Origin of the sequence: Pseudomonas moraviensis (assembly GCF_900105805.1) — a bacterium.
GTDB lineage: Bacteria > Pseudomonadota > Gammaproteobacteria > Pseudomonadales > Pseudomonadaceae > Aquipseudomonas > Aquipseudomonas moraviensis_A.
This window is the reverse complement of record NZ_LT629788.1, coordinates 4,485,898-4,509,194: the sequence shown is the minus strand read 5'-3', so window position 1 is coordinate 4,509,194 and position 23,297 is coordinate 4,485,898. Positions and strand designations below refer to the sequence as shown.

The 23,297-nt window shown below is 62.1% G+C and carries 21 protein-coding genes; 9 read left to right on the top strand and 12 right to left on the bottom strand.

Translation table 11 applies throughout. The features are described from left to right. Nucleotides 1–4 precede the first annotated feature (4 nt). The 4 genes from metX to BLU71_RS20175 all read right to left on the bottom strand — a co-directional run bounded on the left by metX (nucleotide 5) and on the right by BLU71_RS20175 (nucleotide 3,528). Nucleotides 5–1,144 carry a homoserine O-succinyltransferase MetX gene (metX, locus tag BLU71_RS20190; RefSeq protein ID WP_083353760.1) on the bottom strand — a complete coding sequence of 380 codons (1,140 nt, stop codon included), beginning with the start codon at nucleotides 1,142–1,144 and terminating at the stop codon, nucleotides 5–7. A gap of 253 nt (nucleotides 1,145–1,397) precedes the next feature. Next, a complete protein-coding gene (locus BLU71_RS20185) occupies nucleotides 1,398–1,988 on the bottom strand; it encodes a YggT family protein (protein WP_064364751.1) in 591 nt (196 codons plus the stop codon). Between the two features lie 11 nt (nucleotides 1,989–1,999). Further along, nucleotides 2,000–2,818 carry a pyrroline-5-carboxylate reductase gene (gene proC, locus BLU71_RS20180; protein ID WP_064364753.1) on the bottom strand — a complete coding sequence of 273 codons (819 nt, stop codon included), beginning with the start codon at nucleotides 2,816–2,818 and terminating at the stop codon, nucleotides 2,000–2,002. Between the two features lie 23 nt (nucleotides 2,819–2,841). Continuing rightward, a complete protein-coding gene (locus tag BLU71_RS20175) occupies nucleotides 2,842–3,528 on the bottom strand; it encodes a YggS family pyridoxal phosphate-dependent enzyme (RefSeq protein WP_064364755.1) in 687 nt (228 codons plus the stop codon). Between the two features lie 56 nt (nucleotides 3,529–3,584). On the opposite strand from BLU71_RS20175, the gene BLU71_RS20170 reads away from it, so the two are divergent. Beyond that, nucleotides 3,585–4,619 carry a type IV pilus twitching motility protein PilT gene (locus BLU71_RS20170; protein WP_016772732.1) on the top strand — a complete coding sequence of 345 codons (1,035 nt, stop codon included), beginning with the start codon at nucleotides 3,585–3,587 and terminating at the stop codon, nucleotides 4,617–4,619. Between the two features lie 102 nt (nucleotides 4,620–4,721). Here the strand turns inward: BLU71_RS20170 and BLU71_RS20165 are convergent, their stop codons facing one another. Further along, the gene (locus BLU71_RS20165; RefSeq protein ID WP_042606566.1) at nucleotides 4,722–5,339 is read right to left on the bottom strand and encodes a C40 family peptidase; all 618 of its coding nucleotides are present in this window, start codon (nucleotides 5,337–5,339) and stop codon (nucleotides 4,722–4,724) included. Between the two features lie 248 nt (nucleotides 5,340–5,587). Between BLU71_RS20165 and BLU71_RS20160 the strand changes: the two genes are divergently transcribed. Continuing rightward, a complete protein-coding gene (locus tag BLU71_RS20160; RefSeq protein WP_039757549.1) occupies nucleotides 5,588–6,022 on the top strand; it encodes an NINE protein in 435 nt (144 codons plus the stop codon). An 83-nt stretch (nucleotides 6,023–6,105) separates the two neighbouring features. Here BLU71_RS20160 and BLU71_RS20155 read toward each other — a convergent pair whose 3' ends face one another. From BLU71_RS20155 to gshB, 7 genes are all read right to left on the bottom strand, one after another. Next, entirely contained in the window at nucleotides 6,106–7,377 is a 1,272-nt protein-coding gene (locus tag BLU71_RS20155) for a dihydroorotase (protein WP_083353759.1), read from the bottom strand. After that, nucleotides 7,374–8,378, bottom strand: a complete 1,005-nt coding sequence (locus BLU71_RS20150; RefSeq protein ID WP_016772736.1) for an aspartate carbamoyltransferase catalytic subunit — start codon at nucleotides 8,376–8,378, stop codon at nucleotides 7,374–7,376. Before BLU71_RS20150 ends, BLU71_RS20155 begins: the two co-directional genes overlap by 4 nt. Nucleotides 8,379–8,405: 27 nt before the next feature. Then, entirely contained in the window at nucleotides 8,406–8,912 is a 507-nt protein-coding gene (gene pyrR / locus BLU71_RS20145) for a bifunctional pyr operon transcriptional regulator/uracil phosphoribosyltransferase PyrR (RefSeq protein ID WP_064364170.1), read from the bottom strand. Between the two features lie 81 nt (nucleotides 8,913–8,993). Further along, entirely contained in the window at nucleotides 8,994–9,431 is a 438-nt protein-coding gene (ruvX, locus tag BLU71_RS20140; RefSeq protein WP_016772738.1) for a Holliday junction resolvase RuvX, read from the bottom strand. Continuing rightward, nucleotides 9,431–10,003: a YqgE/AlgH family protein gene (locus tag BLU71_RS20135; protein ID WP_065615068.1), complete on the bottom strand. Its 573-nt coding sequence runs from the start codon at nucleotides 10,001–10,003 to the stop codon at nucleotides 9,431–9,433. Before BLU71_RS20135 ends, ruvX begins: the two co-directional genes overlap by 1 nt. Before the next feature lie 171 nt (nucleotides 10,004–10,174). Then, nucleotides 10,175–11,074, bottom strand: coding sequence for an energy transducer TonB (locus BLU71_RS20130; protein ID WP_042606570.1), 900 nt, complete (start codon nucleotides 11,072–11,074; stop codon nucleotides 10,175–10,177). Between the two features lie 107 nt (nucleotides 11,075–11,181). Continuing rightward, entirely contained in the window at nucleotides 11,182–12,153 is a 972-nt protein-coding gene (gene gshB, locus BLU71_RS20125) for a glutathione synthase (RefSeq protein WP_083353758.1), read from the bottom strand. 225 nt (nucleotides 12,154–12,378) lie between these two features. Here gshB and pilG point away from each other — a divergent pair, with 225 nt between their 5' ends. From pilG to BLU71_RS20090, 7 genes are all read left to right on the top strand, one after another. Next, on the top strand, nucleotides 12,379–12,783 hold the full coding sequence (gene pilG / locus BLU71_RS20120) for a twitching motility response regulator PilG (RefSeq protein ID WP_016772743.1): 405 nt from the start codon (nucleotides 12,379–12,381) through the stop codon (nucleotides 12,781–12,783). Between the two features lie 60 nt (nucleotides 12,784–12,843). Then, entirely contained in the window at nucleotides 12,844–13,209 is a 366-nt protein-coding gene (gene pilH, locus BLU71_RS20115; RefSeq protein ID WP_039757553.1) for a twitching motility response regulator PilH, read from the top strand. Nucleotides 13,210–13,219: 10 nt separating this feature from the next. Then, complete coding sequence (locus BLU71_RS20110; protein ID WP_083353757.1) at nucleotides 13,220–13,759, top strand: chemotaxis protein CheW; 540 nt, start codon at nucleotides 13,220–13,222, stop codon at nucleotides 13,757–13,759. Between the two features lie 144 nt (nucleotides 13,760–13,903). After that, complete coding sequence (locus BLU71_RS20105; protein WP_064364165.1) at nucleotides 13,904–15,952, top strand: methyl-accepting chemotaxis protein; 2,049 nt, start codon at nucleotides 13,904–13,906, stop codon at nucleotides 15,950–15,952. Nucleotides 15,953–15,963: 11 nt separating this feature from the next. Further along, nucleotides 15,964–21,879 carry an Hpt domain-containing protein gene (locus BLU71_RS20100; RefSeq protein WP_083353756.1) on the top strand — a complete coding sequence of 1,972 codons (5,916 nt, stop codon included), beginning with the start codon at nucleotides 15,964–15,966 and terminating at the stop codon, nucleotides 21,877–21,879. Continuing rightward, on the top strand, nucleotides 21,872–22,342 hold the full coding sequence (locus tag BLU71_RS20095) for a chemotaxis protein CheW (RefSeq protein WP_083353755.1): 471 nt from the start codon (nucleotides 21,872–21,874) through the stop codon (nucleotides 22,340–22,342). Before BLU71_RS20100 ends, BLU71_RS20095 begins: the two co-directional genes overlap by 8 nt. 533 nt (nucleotides 22,343–22,875) lie before the next feature. After that, nucleotides 22,876–23,241, top strand: coding sequence for a DUF6124 family protein (locus BLU71_RS20090; RefSeq protein ID WP_083353754.1), 366 nt, complete (start codon nucleotides 22,876–22,878; stop codon nucleotides 23,239–23,241). Nucleotides 23,242–23,297 lie beyond the last annotated feature (56 nt).

Here is a 23,297-nt window from a genome sequence, read left to right as displayed (position 1 = left end):
TTTCTCACAACGAAATGCGGTTCATGTAATTGCCGAACGCCTGCAAGTAACGCGGGATCGGAATCAGAAAGGCGTCGTGGCCCTGCGGTGCGTCGATTTCCAGATAGCTGACGTCCTTGCGCGCGGCCATCAGCGCATCCACCAGTTCCCGCGAGCGCGCCGGGGAGAAGCGCCAGTCGGTGGTGAACGACATCACGCAAAACTTGGCCGTGGCGTTTTCGAAGGTTTTTGCCAGATCATCGTCGAAGTTCGCCGCCGGATCGAAGTAATCAAGTGCCTTGGTCATCAACAGATAGGTGTTGGCATCGAAGCGCCCGGAGAACTCTTCGCCCTGATAACGCAGGTAACTTTCAACCTGGAACTCGACACTGTGGAAGTCGTAGTTGAGTTTTTCGCTCTTCAGGCCGCGGCCGAATTTCTCGCCCATGGAGTCGTCGGACAGGTAAGTGATGTGGCCGACCATGCGCGCCAGCATCAGCCCGCGCTTGGGGATCACGCCCGCTTCCTGGAACGAACCGCCGTGGAACTCAGGGTCGGTGAGGATTGCCTGACGTGCGACTTCGTTGAACGCGATGTTCTGCGCCGACAGTTTGGGCGCCGAGGCGATGGCCAGGCAGTGACGCACGCGATCCGGGTAGGTGATGGTCCATTGCAGCGCCTGCATGCCGCCGAGGCTGCCGCCGATCACCGCCGCCCACTGGCCGATGCCGAGCAGATCAGCGAGACGCGCCTGACTGTGCACCCAGTCTTCGACGGTGAGCACCGGGAAGTCGGCACCGAACGGCTTGCCGGTCTCCGGGTTGATGCTGCTCGGGCCGGTGGAGCCGTTGCAGCCGCCGAGGTTGTTCAGGCTGACCACGAAGAACTTGTTGGTGTCGATCGGCTTGCCGGGGCCGATGCAGCTGTCCCACCAACCGGGTTTGCGGTCGTCGACGCTGTGATATCCGGCCGCGTGGTGGTGGCCGGACAAGGCGTGGCAGATCAGCACGGCGTTGCTCGCCTGGGCGTTCAGCGTGCCGTAGGTTTCGTAGATCAGATCATAGGCGGCCAGCGAACGCCCACAAGCCAGCGCCAGCGGTTCGCTGAAGTGCGCGGTTTGTGGTGTCACCAGACCAACAGAATCGGCGGGAAAGGCAGTTGGCATCGACCCTGCTCTCGTTGAAATGAGGCGTAAGTCTAAAGACCGTGGGGGGTAGCGGCAAGCGGCCCTCACCCTGGCCCTCTCCCGGAGGGAGAGGGGACTGACCGCGGCGATCTTCAGAGTGATGCTGACCTGAGGTATCGAGTAGAAGTCAGGCCTTGAAAACAACCCGATCGGCTCCCTCTCCCTCGGGAGAGGGCTGGGGTGAGGGGAGCAGGCGACCCCATATCAAGTCGAGCGCCCGCTCCCTCTCACCTCACATCAGCAAACGCAAAATCTCCGGCATCATCGTCATCGCCGCCAGATTGTTGATCACCAGCATGTCGATCAATTTCAGCGCAAGGAAGGCGAAGATCGGCGACAGATCCAGGCCGCCGAGGTTCGGCAGGAAGCGGCGGAACGGTGCCAGCGCCGGTTCACAGATCTGGTTGACCAGTTCGGCGCCCGGATTGTGGCTGCCCGGTGCGACCCACGAGAGAATCACGCTGATGATCAGGGCGAAGAAGAAGATCTTCAGAAACAGCGCGGTAACGCCGATCAGCGACCAGATAAACAGTTGCAGCGGGTTGCCGGTGGTGCCGTAGGTCAACAGCAGGGTGAGTGCCATCAGCAGTAGCTGCACCAGAATCGCCAGTACCAGCGACGACATGTCGAGGCCGAACAGGCTCGGGATGATCCGGCGCAAAGGCTTGAGCAGCGGCTGGGTGGCCTTGACCACGAACTGGCACAGCGGGTTGTAGAAGTTCGCCCGCACCAGTTGCAGGACGAAGCGCAGCAGCACGATCAGCAGGTACAGGCTGCCGAGGGTTTGCAGCACGTAAACCGCTGCGGTGTTCAATCCGATCATGTAAGGCTCCTTTATTTGCCCAGTTGTTCGGCCATTTCGGCCGAGCGGTGCGCGGCGGCGCCGAGTGCGGTTTCAACCAGCGCTTCGAAGCCGCCAGCCTGGAATGATTTGATCGCTGCTTCCGTGGTGCCGTTTGGCGAGGTCACACGGCGACGCAGTTCGGCGGCGTCGACGTCGCTGGACACCGCCATGTGCGCGGCGCCCAGAGCGGTCTGCACGGTCAGTTGTTCAGCGATTTCCTTTGGCAAGCCGAGTTTGACGCCAGCGGCGGTCATCGCTTCGATCAACAGGAAAAAGTACGCCGGGCCGGAGCCGGACACGGCAGTCACGGCGTCCAGTTGCTGTTCTTCGTCCAGCCACAGGGCGATGCCGACGGCGGACAGCAGCTCTTCGGCTTGCTGACGCTGCTCGGCGGTCACTTCGCTCGTCGCGTACAAACCGCTGACACCCTGACGCAGCAGCGCCGGGGTGTTCGGCATGCAGCGCACGATCGGCTGTTCGCCGAGCCACGCGGTCATGCTCGCGCAGGTGATCCCGGCGGCGATCGACACCACCAGTTGATTCGGCTTCAGGCTGGGGCGAATCGCCTCGCACACAGCTTTCATCGCCTGTGGCTTGACCGCCAGCACGACGACATCGACGCCTTCGATAGCCTGGGCGTTGTCGGCGAAGGTTTCGATGCCGTGCTCGGCGCTGACCCTGGCGCGGGTGTCGTCGCCCGGATCGCTGGCGCGGATCTGCGCCGCTTCCAGACCCTTGGCGCGCAAGCCGCCAATCAGACTGGCCGCCATGTTGCCCGCACCGATAAACGCAATACGTGTGTTGCTCATGTGTGGTCCTTATCTGGAAACGTTCAAGACTGGGAATAATCTCTGGCGCCAAACAGCGCGGTACCGATCCGCACCCAGGTGGCGCCCTGGGCGATGGCCGACTCGAGGTCGTGGCTCATGCCCATGGACAAGGTGTCGAGCGGCAGCTCGAGGCTCGCCTGCAAGGTCTGCACGGCGGCGAAAGCAGCGTCCTGTTCGGCGCGCGCCTCGGTCGGCTCGGGAATCGCCATCAGCCCGCGCAGTTTCAGCCGGGGCAGGGCGCTGATGGCCTCGGCCAGCGCCGGCAGATCGGCCGGGGTGCAACCGGATTTACTCGCCTCGCCGCTGACATTGACCTGAATGCAGATATTCAGTGGAGGCAGCTCGGCGGGGCGTTGTTCGGACAGGCGTTGGGCGATTTTCAGACGATCCACGGAGTGCACCCAGTCGAAATGCTCGGCAATGGCGCGAGTCTTGTTCGATTGAATGGGGCCGATGAAGTGCCAGATCAAGGGCAGATCGGCCAGCTCCAGCTGTTTGCCCAAGGCTTCCTGCAGGTAGTTCTCGCCGAAGTCGCGCAAGCCGGCGGCATAGGCTTCGCGCAGGGCCTGGGCGGGTTTGGTCTTGCTCACGGCGAGCAAATGGATGCTGTTTTCGTCGCGGTGTGCAGCTTTGGCTGCTGCCTGGATGCGCGAACCAACCTGAAGGATGTTGTCTGCTATCGTGGACATCAAGAGGCGCCGGCGGTCTGTAGGTTCGCGGCATTCTACTGGAATTGAGGGACGCTATGGATATCACTGAACTGCTGGCCTTCAGCGCCAAACAGGGCGCATCCGACCTGCACCTGTCGGCGGGCCTGCCGCCGATGATCCGCGTCGATGGCGATGTGCGACGGATCAATCTGCCGGCGCTGGATCACAAGCAAGTGCACGATCTGATCTACGACATCATGAACGACACCCAGCGCATCGAATTCGAGAAAAATCTGGAAACGGATTTTTCCTTTGATGTGCCCGGCGTGGCGCGGTTTCGGGTCAACGCGTTCAACCAGAACCGAGGCGCCGGCGCAGTGTTCCGCACCATTCCCTCGAAAGTGCTGAGCATGGAAGACCTCGCCATGGGCGATGTTTTCCGCAAGATCACCGATGCGCCGCGCGGGCTGGTGCTGGTCACCGGGCCGACCGGTTCAGGCAAGTCCACCACGCTGGCGGCAATGATCGATTACCTCAACACCCATCGCCATCACCACATTCTCACCATTGAGGACCCCATCGAGTTTGTCCACGAATCGCGCAAATGCCTGATCAATCAGCGCGAAGTCCATCGCGATACCCGCAGCTTCGCCACAGCGCTGCGTTCGGCCCTGCGTGAAGATCCGGACGTGATTCTCGTGGGTGAGATGCGTGATCTGGAAACCATTCGCCTGGCGCTGACCGCCGCTGAGACCGGGCATCTGGTGTTCGGCACACTGCACACGACCTCGGCGGCGAAGACCATCGACCGCGTGGTGGACGTGTTCCCCGGCGACGAGAAGTCGATGGTGCGTTCGATGCTGTCGGAGTCGTTGCTGGCGGTGGTGTCGCAGACGTTGATCAAGAAGATCGGCGGCGGGCGGGTGGCGGCGCATGAAATCATGCTCGGGACATCGGCGATCCGTAACCTGATCCGCGAGGACAAGGTGGCGCAGATGTATTCAGCGATTCAGACCGGTGGGTCGTTGGGGATGCAGACACTCGATATGTGCCTGAAAGATCTGGTAACCAAAGGCCTGATCAGCCGCGAGCATGCCCGCGAGAAAGCGCGTACACCGGATAATTTCTAGTAGCCAAAAGCAAAAGATCGCAGCCTTCGGCAGCTCCTACAGGGAAACGCTGATCCCAATGTAGGCGCTGCCGAAGGCTGCGATCTTTCGATCTTTCGATCTTTAGCGCTGGACTACACGCAGTTGCTGTTGCTCTTTGGGCAACACGCGCTTGGCCACGACGTAATGCTTTTCCCAGTAAGGCTTGTTCAGCGTGTCGATGCTCACCGCTTTGCCACGGCGCGGGGCGTGGATGAAGCGGTCGTTGCCCAGGTAGATGGCAACATGGTTGACCCGACGGCTCTTGATGTTGAAGAAAATCAGGTCGCCGGGTTTCAGATCCTTGCGCTCGACTTTCTCGCCGTGACCGCTGGCCATGGCGTTGGAGGTGCGTGGCAGGTCGAACGTAGCGTCGTTGAACGCGTATTTCACCAGGCCGCTGCAATCGAAGCCTTTACTTGGGCTGCTGCCGCCCCAACGATAAGGTGTACCGAGGACGTTTACCGCACGGCTCAGCACATTGCTGCTTTCCTTGCTCGCCATCGGTGGCACCAGCTTGCTGCGGCTCTTGCTGCTCAGCGTGGTGGTTTTGCTCTTGCTGCTTTTGCTCGCTGGAGCCGAAGCATGGGATTTAGGGGTAAAGCCGTTAACGTTTGGAAGACGTTGCTCACGATTGGTGGCGTGGGCGGCCAGTGGCATTAATAGGCAAATAGTCAGCCATGTCTTGAAAAATGGTCGCATTAGGCGTGGCTCGTAAGTGATAGCGCGCAACTTTATAACAGCTTTTTTTGCCGTTCCGAGGCCGTTCATCGATTCATTCCGCCGGCCAGGGAACCAAAAACGCTTAAAAAGTACGCAATTGTCCGACAGAAGTCAGGTTCTACAAGGGTTTCGCGCTAGCAACGGTAACATTTGCCATACGTCGGCCACCTGTAAAAAAGTCACAAAGAAATGAAGAATATTTATCTATCGAGTGCAATGAGGTCTTAATGAACAGCTATCAGCTACCCCGCGTGAAAGAAAAAGACACTCACAGCAAAGTCATCGGCTACCTGCTGTGGATTTTCGGATTCACGGGTGCGCACCGCTTTTATTACGGCAAGCCGGTGACCGGGACGATCTGGTTTTTCACCTTTGGTTTGCTGGGGATTGGCTGGCTCATCGACGTGTTTCTGATCCCGGCGATGGATCGCGAGGCCGACCTGCGTTTTGCTGCCGGCCCGATCGAGTACAACGTCGCGTGGATCCTGCTGACCTTCCTCGGTGTGTTCGGCGTACACCGCATGTATCAGGGCAAATGGATCAGCGGCTTGCTGTATCTGCTGACCGGCGGGTTGTTCTTTATTGGTGTGCTGTATGACTTCTGGACGCTGAACGATCAGGTGTCGGTGCGTAACGCGCAGAATCGCGGCGCCTTCCAGTAAGCTTTCGCGAGCAGGCTCGCTCCCACAGGAATCACCGCAAAACCTGTGGGAGCGAGCCTGCTCGCGAGGGGGTCAACTGGCTATCAAGCCTGGTGCGTAATCCGCCCATCCACCAGCGTATAGCGAACGACACCCGGCAAACTGTGCCCGATGAACGGGCAGTTCTCGCCCTTCGACAGCCAGTGCTCACCGGCCACCGTCGATGCTTTCGGATCGAACAGCACGATATCCGCCGCCCCTCCTACCGCCAGCTTGCCCGCCGGCAAACGCAACGCTTCGGCCGGGCCTGCGCTCAGGCGTGCCAGCAGCGTCGGCACGTCGAGCAAACCATCTTCGACCAGGGTCATCGCCAGAGGCAGCAGCAACTCAACGCTGCTGATGCCCGGCTCGGTGGCGCCGAACGGCGCCAGTTTGGCATCGCGCTCGTGGGGCTGGTGATGGCTGGAGATGGCCGAAACCACCCCGGACTTCACCGCTTCACGCAGGCCATCGCGGTCGGCGCGGGTGCGCAGCGGCGGTTGCACGTGATAGAGGCTGTTGAAGTCGATCAGCGCTTCGTCAGTCAGAATCAACTGATACAGCGCGACATCCGCCGTCACCTTCAAGCCACGGGCCTGGGCCTGGGCGATCAGGGCAACGCCGCGAGCACTGGTCAACTGGCTGAAGTGCGCACGCACACCGGTCTGCTCGACCAGCAGCAGGTCACGGGCGAGCGCTACGGTTTCGGCGGTTTCCGGAATTCCCGGCAGGCCGAGGAAACTGGCGACCGCGCCTTCGTGGGCCAGACCGCCCTCGGCCAGATCGTGATCCTGGGAGTTGAAAATCACCGTCAGGTCGAAGGTCGCTGCGTATTCCAGCGCCCGGCACAGGGTGCGGCTGTTGCGGAAACTCTCCAGACCGTTGCCGAAAGCCACACAACCGGCGTCACGCAGGGCCACCAGTTCGGCCAGTTGCTCACCGTCCAGACCTTTGCTCAGTGCGCCGATCGGGAACACCTTGGTGTTGCCGGCTTCGCGGGCACGGTCGAGGATCAGTTCGGCCACGGCAGAAGTGTCGAGCACCGGTCTGGTCTTCGGCGGGCAACACAGACTGGTCACGCCACCGGCAGCGGCGGCGCGGGTTTCGCTGACGATCGAGCCTTTGCGGCTGTAACCCGGCTCGCGCAGGGCAACGTTGAGATCGACCAGGCCAGGCGCGGCGACCAGGCCTTGGGCATCGATGGTTTCTACTGCGCTGAAACCCGCCGGCGCGGCGCCGAGGGCGACGATCTTGCAGGCTTCAACGTGGATATCGGTGATTTGATCCAGGCCGCTGCTGGGATCGATGACGCGTGCGCCGAGAATGCTGAGCTTCACTGGGCGTTCTCCTGCTCGAATTGGCGCTGGGCAGTCTGCCCGCTCATGGCCATGGACAGCACGGCCATGCGAATCGCGATGCCGTAGGTCACTTGATTGAGGATCACCGAGTGCGGGCCGTCGGCCACCGCCGATTCGATCTCCACACCCCGGTTGATCGGCCCCGGGTGCATGACGATGCAATCCGGTTTGGCCCCGGCCAGACGCGCGGTGGTCAGACCGAACAGGCGGTAGAACTCGCCCTCGCTCGGCAGCAGGCCGCCGGTCATGCGCTCGCGCTGCAGGCGCAGCATGATCACCACGTCGACGTCTTTCAGGCCTTCAGCCATGTCGGTGTAGACCTTGACGCCGTATTGCTCGATGCCGATCGGCAGCAGGGTTTTCGGCGCGATCACGCGGATATCCGGGCAGCCGAGGGTTTTCAGCGCGAGCATGTTCGAGCGCGCCACCCGCGAATGCAGGATGTCGCCGACGATCGCCACCGAGAGGTTTTCGAAACCGCCCTTGTGCCGACGGATGGTGAGCATGTCGAGCATGCCTTGCGTCGGGTGCGCGTGTCGGCCGTCACCGCCGTTGATGATCGCCACTTGCGGGCAGACATGCTCGGCGATGAAGTGCGCCGCACCGGAATCACCGTGGCGCACGACGAACATGTCGGCGGCCATGGCCTCAAGGTTGCGCAGGGTATCGAGCAACGTTTCGCCCTTGCTTGCCGACGATGTCGACACGTTCAGGGTGATCACGTCCGCCGACAGCCGCTGGGCCGCCAGCTCGAAAGTGGTGCGGGTGCGCGTGGAGTTTTCGAAGAACACGTTGCACACGGTCTTGCCGCGCAGCAACGGGACTTTCTTCACCGCCCGGGCACCGACTTCGAGGAACGAGTCGGCAGTGTCGAGGATTTCCGTCAGCAACTCGCGGCGCAAGCCGTCGAGCGAGAGGAAGTGGCGCAGCTGACCCTGATCATTGAGCTGCAGCGGGCGCTTGGTATCTAGAGGCGTCATCGCGAGGGGGACTCTCAATAGGGCGGATTAAAGGGTGACGTCTTGCAGTTCGAGGCTCAGCGGCTCGGGGCCGGACAGCTTGACCCGCTGGTTGCCGGCCAGGGCCAGGGTGGCGCCGACCACGTTCGGGCGGATCGGCAGCTCACCGGCGTCCAGATCCAGCAGGCAGACCAGAGTGACGCTGGCCGGGCGGCCGTAATCGAACAATTCGTTCATCGCCGCGCGGATGGTGCGACCGCTCATCAGCACGTCGTCGATCAGCACCAGATGCTGGCCTTCGATCTCGAAGGGCAGGGCGGACGGGCGCACTTGCGGGTGCAGGCCGTTCTGGCTGAAATCGTCGCGGTAGAAGGACACATCCAGCGTGCCCAATGGCGCATCGCTATTCAGTTCCTTGAGCAGCGCCTGCGCGACCCAGATGCCGCCGGTGCGGATGCCGATGTAACGCGGTTCGTTGATGTCACGCTGGGCAAGGTGCGCCTTGAGGCGGGTCGCCATCTGGCTGATCAGATCGGCGGGATTGGGCAGGCTCATGGTTGCTCCTTCGTGAATCCGCGCTGCGTCCTGCCGGACGAAGCTCGGTTTATAACCAAAAGAAAAGCGCCGAAGCGCTTGTCAGGATTCAAACAATGCAGTGTTTTCATCGAGCCAGCCCTGCAGCAGCAGGGCGGCGGCGATGGCGTCCACCGGGTTGTCGCGGTAACTGCCTTTCTGCCCGCCACGCACCAGTCGCTCGCCCTTGGCTTCGAAGGTGGTCAGGCGTTCGTCGTGGGTATAGAAGGGCAGGTTGTAGCGGCCGTTGAGGCGGCGGGCGAACTTCTCGGCGCGCACGCACATCTCGCTGGGCGTGCCGTCCATGTTCAACGGCAGGCCGACCACCACGGCGTCGGGTTTCCATTCTTTTATCAGCGCTTCGACCTGATCCCAGTTCGGCACGCCGTTCTGCGCCTTCAGGGTGCACAGTTCGCGGGCCTGGCCGGTGATGACCTGGCCGACCGCGACGCCGATCTGTTTGGTGCCGTAGTCGAAACCGAGAATCAGGCGCAGGGCCATCAGGCGTGACCTGCCTGACTGGTGAGCAGGTTGAGGTCGATGCCCAGGTGCCGCGCCGCCGCTTCGAGACGCAATTCGCTGCGGGTATTGAAGAGGATGTCGGCGTTGAACGGGCAGGTCAGCCAGGCGTTGTCTGCCAGTTCGGCTTCCAGCTGCCCGGCTTCCCAACCGGCATAGCCGAGGGTGATCAGGCTCTGCGCGGGGCCGACGCCGTCAGCGATGGCGAACAGCACGTCCTGCGACGTCGACAGGGCCAGATCGCCGTCCAGTTGCGCGGTGGCCTGGAAGGTTTTGCCTGCTGGATGCAGGACAAAACCGCGATCGGTCTGCACCGGCCCGCCGATGAAGATCGGCACATTCTGGCAGCGTGCCGGCGGCTCGATGTCCGGGCGCAACTGTTCGAGGATGTCGGCCAGGTTCAACTCTTGCGGTCTGTTGACCACCAGCCCCATCGCGCCATTGGCCGTGTGCTCGACGATGTAGGTCAAGGTGTGGGCAAAGTTCGGGTCGGCCATGTGTGGCATGGCGATCAGGAAGTGATGCTTGAGGTAGGTGGGGCTGACGTTTTTCATGAGCGCTAGTGTGGCGTTCGGGGGGCGAACTGACAAGCCGGAGATGTAAGCAACACACCGATCAACTGTAGGAGTGAGCCTGCTCGCGATAGCGGGGTGTCAGTCAAATGTTCAGGTTCTGACATACCGCTATCGCGAGCAGGCTCACTCCTACAGGGGGTATGTGGTGTGTCAGTTGCTCGAGAGTCTGTCGCCCCGGGCAAATTTCCAGGTGCGGATGATTTCCAGACGATCGATATCCGACAGATCGCCGGTAAACGGTGCAAACGGCGCGGCCAGGCGGACGATGCGTTGCGCGGCCTGATCGAGCAGCGGCTGGCCGGAGGACTCCAGCACCAGCACTTCATACAGCGAGCCGTCGCGGTTGATCGAGACCATCAGGCGCAAATTGCCGTAGATCTGCTTGCGCCGTGCTTCTTCGGGGTAGTTGAGGTTGCCGATGCGCTCGACCTTCTTGCGCCAGTCGTCCTTGTACCAGGCGCCCTTGTCGCGCATGGTCGACGCCGCGCTCAAGCGGTGGATGCGCGGGCGCTTGGCGTACAGCTGCTGTTCCTTGGCCAGTTCCGCCTCGAGGCTGGCGATGTCGCTGGACAGCTGCGAGCTGTCGAACGCCGGCGCGTCGACGGTCGGTTTGACCTCGGTTTTGCTTTCTTCTTTCTTGGTCGGCGCTTTCTTCGGTTTCGGCGCGACGGTGGTCACCGCTGCTTTCGGTGCGGCTTCCTGCACCTCTGGCTTGGCCGCGGGTGGCGGGGTGACCTTTTTGACCTGATTGTCCTGGAAAGGCGCGACTTCAGTGGTCTTGGGCAGGGCTTTCTTGTCCAGCGTGCCACTGCCTTCCTGGTTTTCCTGAGCGAGAAAATCTGCCTTCTCCGGCTTCTTCTCGGTCTTGAACGTGGCGAGGGTGATTTCCAGGGTTTTGCTGATCTGCTGCGGCTCGACCATGGTAAAGCCGACGCCCAGCAGCAGCGCCAAATGAATCAGCGCCGCGAGAAACAGGGTAAAACCGAGGCGATCGGCCGGGCGCACGCCACGATGGGCGAGTTCAGCGGGCAGATCGGACGGGAGGGTCATGACAAGAAAACCAACATCGCGTTTTTCAGAGGCTGCGCATGATAACGCAATGTTGGTTTCGCGCCTTGGGCTTCACGCTTCAAGCGACAGACTGCATGTGACGTGCATCAGGCTTTTGGCTTTTTGCCGGCCGCGTGCAGCTTTTTATCGATCGCATCCATCAGCATGCCACCGATGTCAGTGCCAAACGCATTGTCGATTTCGCGGATGCAGGTCGGGCTGGTGACGTTGATTTCGGTCAGATGCTCGCCGATCACATCGAGGCCGACGAACAGCAGGCCTTTCTCGCGCAGGGTCGGGCCGACCTGGGCGGCGATCCAGCGATCCTTCTCGGTCAGCGGACGGGCTTCGCCACGGCCACCGGCGGCGAGGTTGCCACGGGTTTCGCCCATTGCCGGGATTCGCGCCAGGCAGTAATCCACCGGCTCGCCATCGATCATCAGGATGCGCTTGTCGCCATCGACGATCGCCGGCAGGTAACCCTGAATCATGATTTGCTGCTTGCCGTGCAGGGTCAGGGTTTCGAGGATCACCGAGAGGTTCGGGTGGCCGGCGGTGTGGCGGAAGATCGACGAACCGCCCATGCCGTCCAGCGGCTTGAGGATCACGTCGCCGTGATGATCGGCGAACTGGCGCAGTACATCCGGGCGACGGCTGACGATGGTCGGCGGCGTGCACTGCGGGAACAGCGTGGCGAACAGCTTTTCATTGCAGTCGCGCAGGCTCTGCGGCTTGTTCACCACCAGCACGCCGGCGGCTTCGGCCTGTTCCAGCAGGTAGGTGGAGTAGACGAATTCCATGTCGAACGGCGGATCCTTGCGCATCAGGATCACGTCCAGGTCGCTCAGCAGCTTGTCCTGCTCGGCGTACAGTTCGAACCACTTGTCCGGGTTGGCGAAGACTTTCAGCGGGCTCATCCGCGCCCGCGCCTGGCCCTCGGCCTGATACAGGTCTTTCTGTTCCATGTAGAACAGTTCCCAGCCGCGCTTCTGCGCGGCCAGCAGCATGGCCAGCGAGCTATCCTTTTTATAGGAGATGCTGGCGATAGGGTCCATGACAATCCCGACGCGAACGCTCATTGGGTTTTCCTCGAAATTTGGCTACCGGATCGGTATTGAAAAAGTGCCGCCAGAGTGGCGCCGGGCGGGTTTCGGGTCAAGGAAAAACCCGTCGATAGATTGCATCTGGAGACTGTGCTAAAAAGGCTGGCAGATCGCGCCGGCCCTTGGCTATCAAGGGTTTCAGGCCATTATTCACAGTAAATCGGACAATTTGATTCGCAAAGGCGACGGTAGAACCCTCTTATGGAACAGCAGTCCAGCGCCTTGAAGGTCATGGTGATCGACGACTCGAAAACGATTCGTCGCACCGCCGAAACATTGTTGAAGAACGTCGGTTGCGAAGTGATCACCGCCATCGACGGTTTCGATGCGCTGGCGAAGATTGCCGACCACCATCCCGGGATCATCTTCGTCGACATCATGATGCCGCGTCTGGATGGTTATCAGACCTGTGCCCTGATCAAGAACAACAGCGCTTTCAAGGCGACGCCGGTGATCATGCTGTCGTCCAGGGACGGTTTGTTCGACAAGGCCAAGGGGCGGATTGTCGGCTCTGATCAGTTTCTGACCAAACCGTTCAGCAAAGAAGAACTGCTCAACGCGATCCAGGCCCATGTTCCGGGCTTCGCCGCCGTTTTGCCGCAGTAAGACACGCACAGTGACGCTCGGCCAGCGGGCCGGCAGTCGACCAGAAAAATGGGGAAGACCATGGCACGTATCCTGATCGTCGATGATTCGCCGACTGAAATGTACAAACTCACCGGCATGCTCGAAAAGCACGGCCATGAAGTGCTCAAGGCCGAGAACGGCGCCGACGGCGTGGCCCTGGCCCGTCAGGAAAAACCCGACGCCGTGCTGATGGACATCGTCATGCCCGGCCTCAATGGTTTTCAGGCGACCCGGCAACTGACCAAGGATGCCGACACCGCGCACATCCCGGTGATCATCATCACCACCAAGGATCAGGAAACCGACAAGGTCTGGGGCACCCGTCAGGGCGCCAAGGATTACCTGACTAAACCGGTCGACGAAGACACCCTGATCAAGACCCTGAACAACGTGCTCAAAGGCTGAGCGCGCAATCATGAGCGAATCGCTGACCGCGTTCGAACTGCTCTGGCAGATCGACCAGCGCTGCCGCCTGCTGGCGGCGGACCTGCCCTCGCAAGCGGCGCGCCCGGATCGCTGGAGCGGCATCGGCTTTCGCCTCGGCGAGCATTGGTATGTGGCGCCGATGGGCGAAGTCAGCGAAGTCCTGCATGAACCGCGCTTCACCCAGTTGCCCGGGGTCAAACCGTGGGTCAAGGGTGTGGCCAACTTGCGCGGGCGGTTGCTGCCGATCATGGACCTGTGCGGGTTCTTCGGCCACGAGCTGTCGCCGCTGCGCAAACAGCGGCGGGTATTGGTGGTGGAACACGAAGACGTGTTCGCCGGGGTGATGGTTGACGAGGTCATCGGTTTGCAGCATTTCGAGCAGGGCAGTTTCGAGCCGCTGTCGATCAGCAAGCGCCAGGGCTCCAAGGCCGAGTTCGTCAAAGGCTATTTCCGCCGCGAGCAGAACTGGCGGGTGTTCAGCCTGTACGCACTGGCCAAATCCCCGGTGTTCATGGGTGTCGCAATATAGCCGTCACAACACAGATCCCTTGTAGGAGTGAGCCTGCTCGCGATTCAGGCGCCGCGGTGTATCAAGCACACCGCGTTATCGTTCAATCGCGAGCAGGCTCACTCCTACAGTTTCAACGGGCGAGCTTCAAACAGGCGAGGACCGATGACAAAAGCAAAAACAGGCAAGTCGGCAGAAGCATCGCGCAGTCGCGCACAGATCATCGTGCTGTTTATCGCACTGATCGTGTTCATCATGCTGCTGTTCGCCAACTTCGCGTACCTCAACACCCAGGCGAACTACGACAAGCAGTACATCGGCCACGCCGGTGAGCTGCGCGTGCTCTCGCAACGCATCGCCAAGAACGCCACCGAAGCGGCGGCGGGCAAGGCGGCCGCCTTCAAACTGCTCAGCGATGCGCGCAACGATTTCGCCCAGCGCTGGGGTTACCTGAAGAAAGGTGACCCGAACACCGGCCTGCCGCCGGCACCCGTCGCCGTGCGCCCGGAAATGCGCGCGGTGCAAATGGACTGGGAGCGCCTGCTGAAAAACACCGATGCGATCCTCAGCAGCGAACAGACCGTGCTGTCGCTGCATCAGGTCGCCGCGACGCTGGCCGAAACCGTGCCGCAGTTGCAGATCGAATACGAAAAAGTCGTGGAAATCCTGCTCCAGCGCGGCGCCCCGGCGGCGCAGGTGGCGATGGCGCAACGGCAATCGTTGCTGGCCGAACGCATCCTTGGCGCGGTCAACACCGTGCTCGCCGGTGACGAAAATTCGCAGCAGGCCGCCGATGCCTTTGGCCGTGATGCGGCGCGTTTCGGTCTGGTGCTCAACGGCATGTTGCAGGGCAACCCGGCGCTGAAAATCAGCCAGGTCGAAGACCGCGACGCCCGTGCGCGTTTGAGCGAAATCTCCGAGCTGTTCCAGTTCGTTTCCGGCTCGGTGGACGAGATCCTCGAAACCTCGCCGGAGCTGTTCAAGGTCCGCGAATCGGCGAGCAACATCTTCACCCTGTCGCAAACCCTGCTCGATGAAGCCTCGCACCTGGCCACCGGTTTCGAAAATCTCGCCGGCGGGCGCAACACCGACACCATTGGCGGCTATGTGCTGGGCTTGCTGGCACTGGCCTCGATCATCCTCATCGGCCTGGTCATGGTGCGCGAAACCAATCGCCAGTTGCGCGAGACTGCCGAGAAGAACGAGCGCAACCAGAACGCGATCATGCGCCTGCTCGACGAGATCGAAGACCTTGCCGATGGCGACCTCACCGTCACCGCTTCGGTGACCGAAGACTTCACCGGCACCATCGCCGACTCGATCAACTATTCCGTCGACCAGTTGCGCGATCTGGTGGCGACCATCAACCTCACCGCCGGCCAGGTTGCCGCTGCCGTGCAGGAAACCCAGGCCACCGCCATGCATCTGGCCCAAGCGTCTGAGCAACAGGCCCAGCAGATTTCCGAAGCTTCGACGGCGATCAGCGACATGGCCGAGTCCATCGATCAGGTTTCGGCCAACGCTGCCGAATCGTCGGCGGTGGCCGAGCGCTCCGTGGAAATCGCCAACAAGGGCAACGAGGTGGTGCACAACACCATCCACGGCATGGACAACATCCGCGAGCAGATTCAGGACACCGCCAAGCGCATCAAGCGCCTCGGCGAGTCCTCTCAGGAGATCGGCGACATCGTCAGCCTGATCGATGACATCGCCGACCAGACCAACATCCTCGCCCTCAACGCAGCGATCCAGGCATCGATGGCCGGTGATGCCGGGCGCGGTTTTGCCGTGGTTGCCGACGAAGTGCAGCGGCTGGCCGAACGTTCGTCCGCCGCGACCCGGCAGATCGAAACACTGGTGCGGGCGATTCAGGCCGACACCAACGAAGCGGTGATTTCCATGGAACAGACCACCACCGAAGTGGTGCGCGGCGCGCGACTGGCGCAGGATGCCGGTGTGGCCCTGGAAGAAATCGAAGGCGTCTCCAAGACCCTCGCGGCGCTGATCCAGAGCATTTCCAACGCGGCGCAGCAGCAGACGTCCTCGGCGGGGCAGATCTCGCTGACCATGAACGTGATCCAGCAGATCACTTCGCAGACTTCGTCGGGCTCCACGGCCACCGCCGAGAGCATCGGCAACCTGGCGAAAATGGCCAGTCAGTTGCGCCGTTCGGTGTCCGGTTTCACCTTGCCGGCGGCGACAGATAAAGCGTGAGTGGAGTGGTTATGGGTGATCGGCACGACTATGTGGCCCTGGAGTGGGTCAAGGGCGAAATTGCCGAAACGCTGAAGCTCGCGCATCAGGCGATCGAAGCCGTGCTCGACGATCCGCAGGCCCTCCCCGGGCTGGACGAATGCCTGGCGTACATTCATCAGGTCCACGGCAGTCTGCAAATGGTCGAGTTCTACGGCGCGGCATTGCTCGCCGAGGAAATGGAGCAGTTGGTCGAAGCACTGCTACATGATCGCGTGCCGCACCGCGACGAAGCCTTGCACCTGATGCTGCAAGCGCTGGGGCAATTGCCGGCGTACCTCGACCGCGTGCAAAGCGCCCGCCGTGACCTGCCGCTGGTGGTGTTGCCGCTGATCAACGACCTGCGCAGCGCCCGTGGTGAAAGCCTGCTGGCGGAAACCAGCCTGTTCAGCCCGCCACTGCCCGAGCTGGCGCCGCTCGGCGACGAAGCACTCGCTGCACTGGAACCGCCCGAGCTGCCAAACGTGCTGCGCAAACTGCGGCAGATGCTGCAAATGGCCCTGGTCGGTCTGCTGCGCGAACAGGATGACCAGACGCACCTCGATTATCTGGCCAAGGTCTTTGTTCGCCTGGAAGCGTTGAGCGGCGACGCGCCGTTGAGCCCGTTGTGGCAGGTCGCCTCGGCGTTGGTCGAGGGCATGCGCGAGGGCGTAATCGCCAACAGTCCGGCGCTGCGCAGCCTGTTCAAGGACGCCGACAAAGAGCTCAAGCGCCTGCTCGAGCAGGGCATCGTCGGGCTCGATCAACCGGCGCCGGCCGAGCTGCTGAAAAGCCTGTTGTTCTATATTGCCAAAGCCGAACATCCCACCGGGCAGATGCTGACCATGAAAGATCGCTACTCCCTGGACGACGCGTTGCCCGACAGCGCGATGGTCGATGAAGAACGCGCGCGCCTCGCCGGCCCCGACCGCGATGCCATGCGCTCGGTACTGGCGGCGCTGTGCGAAGAGCTGGTGCGGGTCAAGGAACGCCTCGATCTGTTCGTGCGCAGCGACCGCCAGCACGCCTCGGATCTGGACAGCCTGCTCGCGCCGCTACGGCAGATTGCCGACACCCTCGCGGTGCTGGGTTTCGGCCAGCCGCGCAAAGTCATCATCGACCAATTGGCGGTGGTGCTCAGCCTCGCTCAGGGCCAGCGCGAACCGAACGACGCGATCCTCATGGACGTCGCCGGGGCCTTGCTTTACGTCGAAGCGACGCTGGCCGGCATGGTCGGCACGGTGGAGACGCAAAGCGCCGACGATGCGCGCCTGCCGACCACCGACCTGACGCAGATCCACCAGATTGTGATCAAGGAAGCGCGCATCTGCCTGCAACAGGCCAAGGACATGATCGTCGACTACATCGACGCCGATTGGGACCGCCAGCATTTGCAAGCGCTGCCCGACCTGCTGACTCAGGTGCGCGGCGCGCTGGCGATGATTCCACTGCCACGGGCGGCGAGTCTGGTCGAGGCCTGCAACGGCTTCATTCGCGAGCATTTGATGCTCGATGCTCACGAACCGGGCTGGGAGCAACTCGATCATCTGGCCGATGCGATCAGCAGCCTCGAGTATTACCTCGAACGCCTGAGCGACGATCCGCAAGTACCCGCCGAACATCTGCTCGATGTCGCGCAGAACAGCCTCGCCAGCCTTGGCTTCTTTCCCAGCGAGCAGCCCGGCGAAGCGCAGGTGCCGGTGCTTGATGAAGTGCTCAGCCCTGACGAAGCGCAGGTCATGCAAGGCCTGCAAACCCTCGACGACCCTCAAGTGGTGCAGTCACTGGCCGAGGTGCTGGCCAGCCCGGTGTCGGCGCTCAACCCGCCGGCGCGCAATACCCCCGACAGCCTGATGCCGCCGCCGGCCGATGAAGAACCGGTCGACGATGAGCTGCGCGAAGTGTTCCTCGAAGAGACCGACGAAGTCCTCGCAGTGCTCCACGAATACCTGCCGCGCTGGACCGCCAATCCGCAGGACCGCGCCGCGTTGACTGAACTGCGCCGGGCCTTCCACACCTTGAAGGGCAGCGGGCGCATGGTTCGCGCATTGGTCCTCGGCGAACTGGCCTGGGCGGTGGAAAACCTGCTCAACCGCGTGCTTGAGCAAAGCGTCGAACCCGGCGCCGTGCTGCGCCAATTGCTCGGCGACACGCTGTTGCTGCTGCCCGAGCTGATCAACGAATTCGCCACCCAGCGCCAACGCCAGCGCAGCGATGTCGACCAGCTCGCCGCCCGCGCCCACGCGCTGGCCAAGGGCGATGAACCGCTGGCCGCCGAAGACACCGACGACGTCGCCGCGCTGGACCCGCTGCTGCTGGAAATCTTCCGCAAGGAGGCCGAAACCCACCTCGCCAGCCTCAACCGCTTCCTCGATCAAGCCGCCGAGCACGTGCCGTTGCCGGCCAGCGACGAGCTGCAACGCGCGCTGCACACGCTCAAGGGCAGTGCCTCGATGGCCGGCGTATTGCCGATGGCCGAACTTGCCGCGTCACTCGATCAACTGGCCCGCGAGTTCAAGGCGCATCAGTTGCCGCTGGACCTGGACGAGGTCGAATTGCTGCTCGAAGCCGAAGGCCTGTTCCGTGTCGGCCTGCGTCAGCTCAAGCACGATCCGCTGGCGCCGATTGTCGGTGCGCAGTCGCTGATCAAACGCACCGACGCGCTGCTCGCCGAACGCCTGCAAGCCAGCTCCGATAGCGCTGAAAGCGGCTTGCGCCTCAAGCGCGATCCGCAACTGATCAACAACTTCCTCGCCCAGGGCATGGACATCCTGCTCGACGCCGAAAACCTCTTGCAGCGCTGGCAGCAGCACCCCGGCGAGCGCCAGGAACTCAGTGCCTTGCTCGATGAACTGACCACCCTCGGCGAAGGCGCGCACCTTGCCGATCTGCTACCGGTCGACGGTTTATGCGAAGCCTTGCTCGACCTGTATGGCGCGGTGGAAGAAAGCAGTCTGGCGGTCAGCGAGCGGTTTTTCCACGAAGCGCAACTGGCCCACGAAGCGCTGATCAACATGCTCGACGAACTCGCCGCCGGCCAGGAAATCACCCCGCAGCCGGAGCGGATCCGCGCCTTGCAGGAACTGCTCGACGAAGGCCTCGACCCGGCGTCGATGGGCCTGATCCGCAGCGATGGCAGCCGCACCCTGGACATTCGCGAACTGGGCAGCGCCACCGCCCAATTGCAGCAATCGGCTGCCGCGCTCGAACCGGACGACGAGATCGTTGAAATCTTCCTCGAAGAGGCGGTGGACATCCTCGACAGCGCCGGACAAGCCTTGCAGCGCTGGCTCAAGGATCCGGACAACACCGCGCCGCTGTCGTCGTTACAGCGCGACTTGCACACGCTGAAGGGCGGTGCGCGCATGGCCGAAGTCGAGGCCGTAGGTGACCTCGCCCTGGAACTGGAAAACCTCTACGAAGGCCTGGTCGATCGACGCTACAACCACAGCGCCGCGCTCGAAGGGTTGCTGCAGCAGAGTCATGAACGCTTGGCGCTGATGCTCGAGCAACTGCAAGCGCATCAAGCGCTGACCCCGGCGCAGGATCTGATCGACGCCATCCGTCAGCTGCGTCAGGGCCAGGCCGCCAGCGAAGCTGCCCCAGCGCCAACCGAGCACGACAACGCCGGGCACGACCCGGAGTTGCTGGAGATCTTCCTCGAAGAAGGCTTCGACATCATCGAAAGCTCCGGCGCTGCACTGCTGCGCTGGCAGGCCGAGCCGGGCAACCGCCAGGAAGTCGAAACCCTGCTGCGCGATCTGCACACCCTCAAGGGCGGCGCGCGAATGGTCGAAATCGGCCCGATCGGCGACCTCGCCCATGAGCTGGAATTTCTCTACGAAAGCCTCTCTACCGGTGCGCTGCAACCCTCTGCCGAACTGTTCGCGTTGGTGCAGCGCGGCCATGACCGACTGGCGCAAATGCTCGATGGCGTGCGCGCCGGGCAGCCGTGCCCACCGGCCGATCGGCTGATCAACGCGATCCAGAATTTCAGTCACCCGGTGCAGGTTGAAGCGCCGCCAGCGCCTGCACCATTGCCTGTGGCCAAGCCTGAGGCTGCGCCACCGAGTGCCGATACTGGCGCGGACATGGTCAAGGTGTCTTCCGAACTGCTCGATGAGCTGGTCAATCTGGCCGGTGAAACGTCGATCTTTCGCGGGCGGATCGAGCAGCAGGTCAACGATGCGCAGATTGCCCTGAACGAGATGGAAACCACCATCGAACGTATGCGCGATCAACTGCGCCGCCTCGACACGGAAACCCAGGGGCGGATTCTCAGCCGTCAGCAAGTCGACGGTGAGCGCCTCGGTTACGAAGATTTCGATCCGCTGGAAATGGACCGCCATTCGCAGTTGCAGCAACTGTCGCGGGCATTGTTCGAATCGGCCTCGGACCTGCTCGACCTCAAGGAAACCCTCGACCGCCGCAACCACGATGCGGAGAACCTGCTGCAGCAGCAGGGACGGATCAACACCGAGCTGCAGGAAGGCCTGATGCGCACGCGCATGGTGCCGTTCGAACGCATGGTCCCGCGTCTGAAACGCATCGTTCGTCAGGTCGCTGAAGAGCTGGGCAAGGATGTTGCGTTTGTTGTCGGCAATGCCGATGGCGAGATGGATCGTAATGTCCTCGAACGCATGGCCGCGCCGCTGGAACACATGCTGCGCAACGCCGTCGACCATGGCCTGGAATCTGCCGAGGTGCGGCTGGCGGCGGGCAAACCGGCGCAAGGACAGATCAGCCTCGATCTGTCTCGCGAGGGCGGCGACATGGTTTTCGACATCCGCGACGACGGCGCCGGGGTGCCGCTGGAAGCCGTGCGGCGCAAGGCGATCAAGCGCGGTCTGCTGGCGCCCGATGCCGAGATCAGCGACCGCGATGTCCTGCAATTCATCCTCCAGCCGGGCTTCTCCACGGCGGAAAAGATCACCCAGATTTCCGGGCGTGGCGTCGGCATGGACGTGGTCCACGAAGAAGTGCGTCAGCTCGGCGGTAGCATGAGCATCGATTCAGTGCCGGGGCAGGGCGTGCATTTTCGCATTCGCCTGCCCTTCACCGTGTCGGTCAACCGCGCGCTGATGGTGCAGTGTGGCGAGGATCAATACGCGATTCCGCTGAACACCATCGAAGGCATCGTGCGCGTGTTGCCGAATGATCTGGAAGGGCACTTCCGTCACGATCCCCCAAGCTATCAATACGGTGGCCAGCGTTATGAACTGTGCTATCTGGGCGAGCTGCTGAAGACTGCGCCACGGCCGAAACTGCTCGGGCAGAACCTGCCGTTGCCGGTGCTGCTGGTGCATTACAACGATCGCCACATCGCGGTGCTGGTCGACTCCATGGCCGGCACCCGCGAGATCGTGGTCAAGAGCCTCGGCCCGCAGTTCGCGGCGGTGCAGGGGGTGTCGGGGGCGACGATTCTCGGCGATGGCCGAGTCGTGCTGATCCTGGATCTGCTCGCCCCGATCCGGGCGATGCAGGCGCGTCTTTCGCAAGAGCCGGCGCGCACGGAGATCGACAGCGAACCGCACAAGCCGCTGCTGATCATGGTCGTCGATGACTCGGTGACGGTGCGCAAGGTCACCAGCCGTTTGCTTGAGCGCCACGGCATGAACGTGCTGACCGCCAAGGACGGTGTCGATGCGATGCTGCTGCTTGAAGAGCACATGCCCGATCTGATGCTGCTCGACATCGAAATGCCGCGCATGGACGGCTTCGAAGTCGCCACCCAGGTGCGCAACGATGAACGCCTGCAACACCTGCCGATCATCATGATCACCTCGCGCACCGGGCAGAAACACCGCGACCGCGCCATGGCCATCGGCGTCAACGACTACCTCGGCAAGCCGTATCAGGAATCGGTGTTGCTGGAGAGCATTGCCCAGTGGAGCAAGAAACATGCATGAACACCGGCACAACCCGCGCACCGGCCAGCTTACCGGGCTGCTGCTGCCGCTGGCCGATCGCAACCTGATCCTGCCCAACGTCGCGATCGCCGAGCTGATCGACTACCAGGCCAGCGCTTTCGACCTCGACACCCCCCCGTGGTACCTGGGCCGGGTGACGTGGCGTGAGCGGCAGATTCCGCTGATCAGTTTCGAATCGGCGTGCGGACAGAAAATCGTCATCGGCGAACGGGCGCGGATTGTGATCTTGAATGCCTTGGGTGGTTTGCCTGAATTGAAATTCATTGCCCTGCTGGTGCAGGGGATACCGCGTTCGTACAAGCTGGACAGTCAGTTGAGTTATGTCGATGTGCCGTTGTGTGCGCTGGAGCAGGCGGCGGTGCAGGTGGGGGAGCAGGTGGCGAAGGTGCCGGATTTCTTGGGCCTGGAGCGGTTGTTGGTGGAGGCTGGCCTAGTAGGCTGATCCGGATTTTGGGCGGATTTGCTGGCCTCATCGCGAGCAGGCTCACTCCTACAGGGGGCTGCGGTGCATGAGATTTTGCGGCTGGACGCAGATCCATTGTAGGAGTGAGCCTGCTCGCGATAACGCCAGCCGCATCACCACAATCCCACAGGTAGATCCTCAATTCCTGTAGCTCAATAAACACCAATCCTTTCCGGTGTTTAAAGACACCAGGTGTTACGCCCCACCAACCTACAAATCCTTGCGCCCCTGCCTACGCCTGCGCCAGAATCCGCCGGCTTGTGCGCCCAGGGCTTGCTGCGTAACTTGGATCGGGTCACTGATTCGCAGTGATCGGGTTTAGTAGCCCGCGGTAATTCAGCTGGTCGTGCATTCATCACAGGTGTTCCGCATCTGAGCTTGATGGTGGTTGTACGCAGGGCGCTTCGGCGCGCCGGCTTAAGCTGAGTTCCCCGGTCTACTAACCTGCGTACAGCTGCCTCCCTTTCGTTTAGTAGCCAAGGGGTTGGCGCTCAACAACGGGAACACAGCTTATGTTCAAAGTAACCCCAAATCCGCCGGCCACAGACCCGGCATCTCCTTACCAGTCCCCCGACTCAAAGAAATTCCACGAAGCCGCCGAGCGCGCCCTCGACCATTACCTCGGCCCGCCCAGCGCTGACTTCATGGCGCCGCCTTACATCCCCAACACGCTGTACATGGCCAACCCCGAGGCCGACACCGAATCGCTGCTGGCCGATGCCTGTGAAACGCTCGGCTCGGCAACGGTGATGCTGCATAACCACGCCGCTTCAGTGGAAGGCTCGCAGCGCAAGACCCTGCAGGGCATCGCGCAGATTGTCATGGTGGCGGAGATGGCGGTGAACCGGGTGCTGGACAAAATGGTGCCAACCGACTGAAAGCCCCTCACCCCAGCCCTCTCCCAGAGGGAGAGGGAGCCGACCGAGGTGTCTCG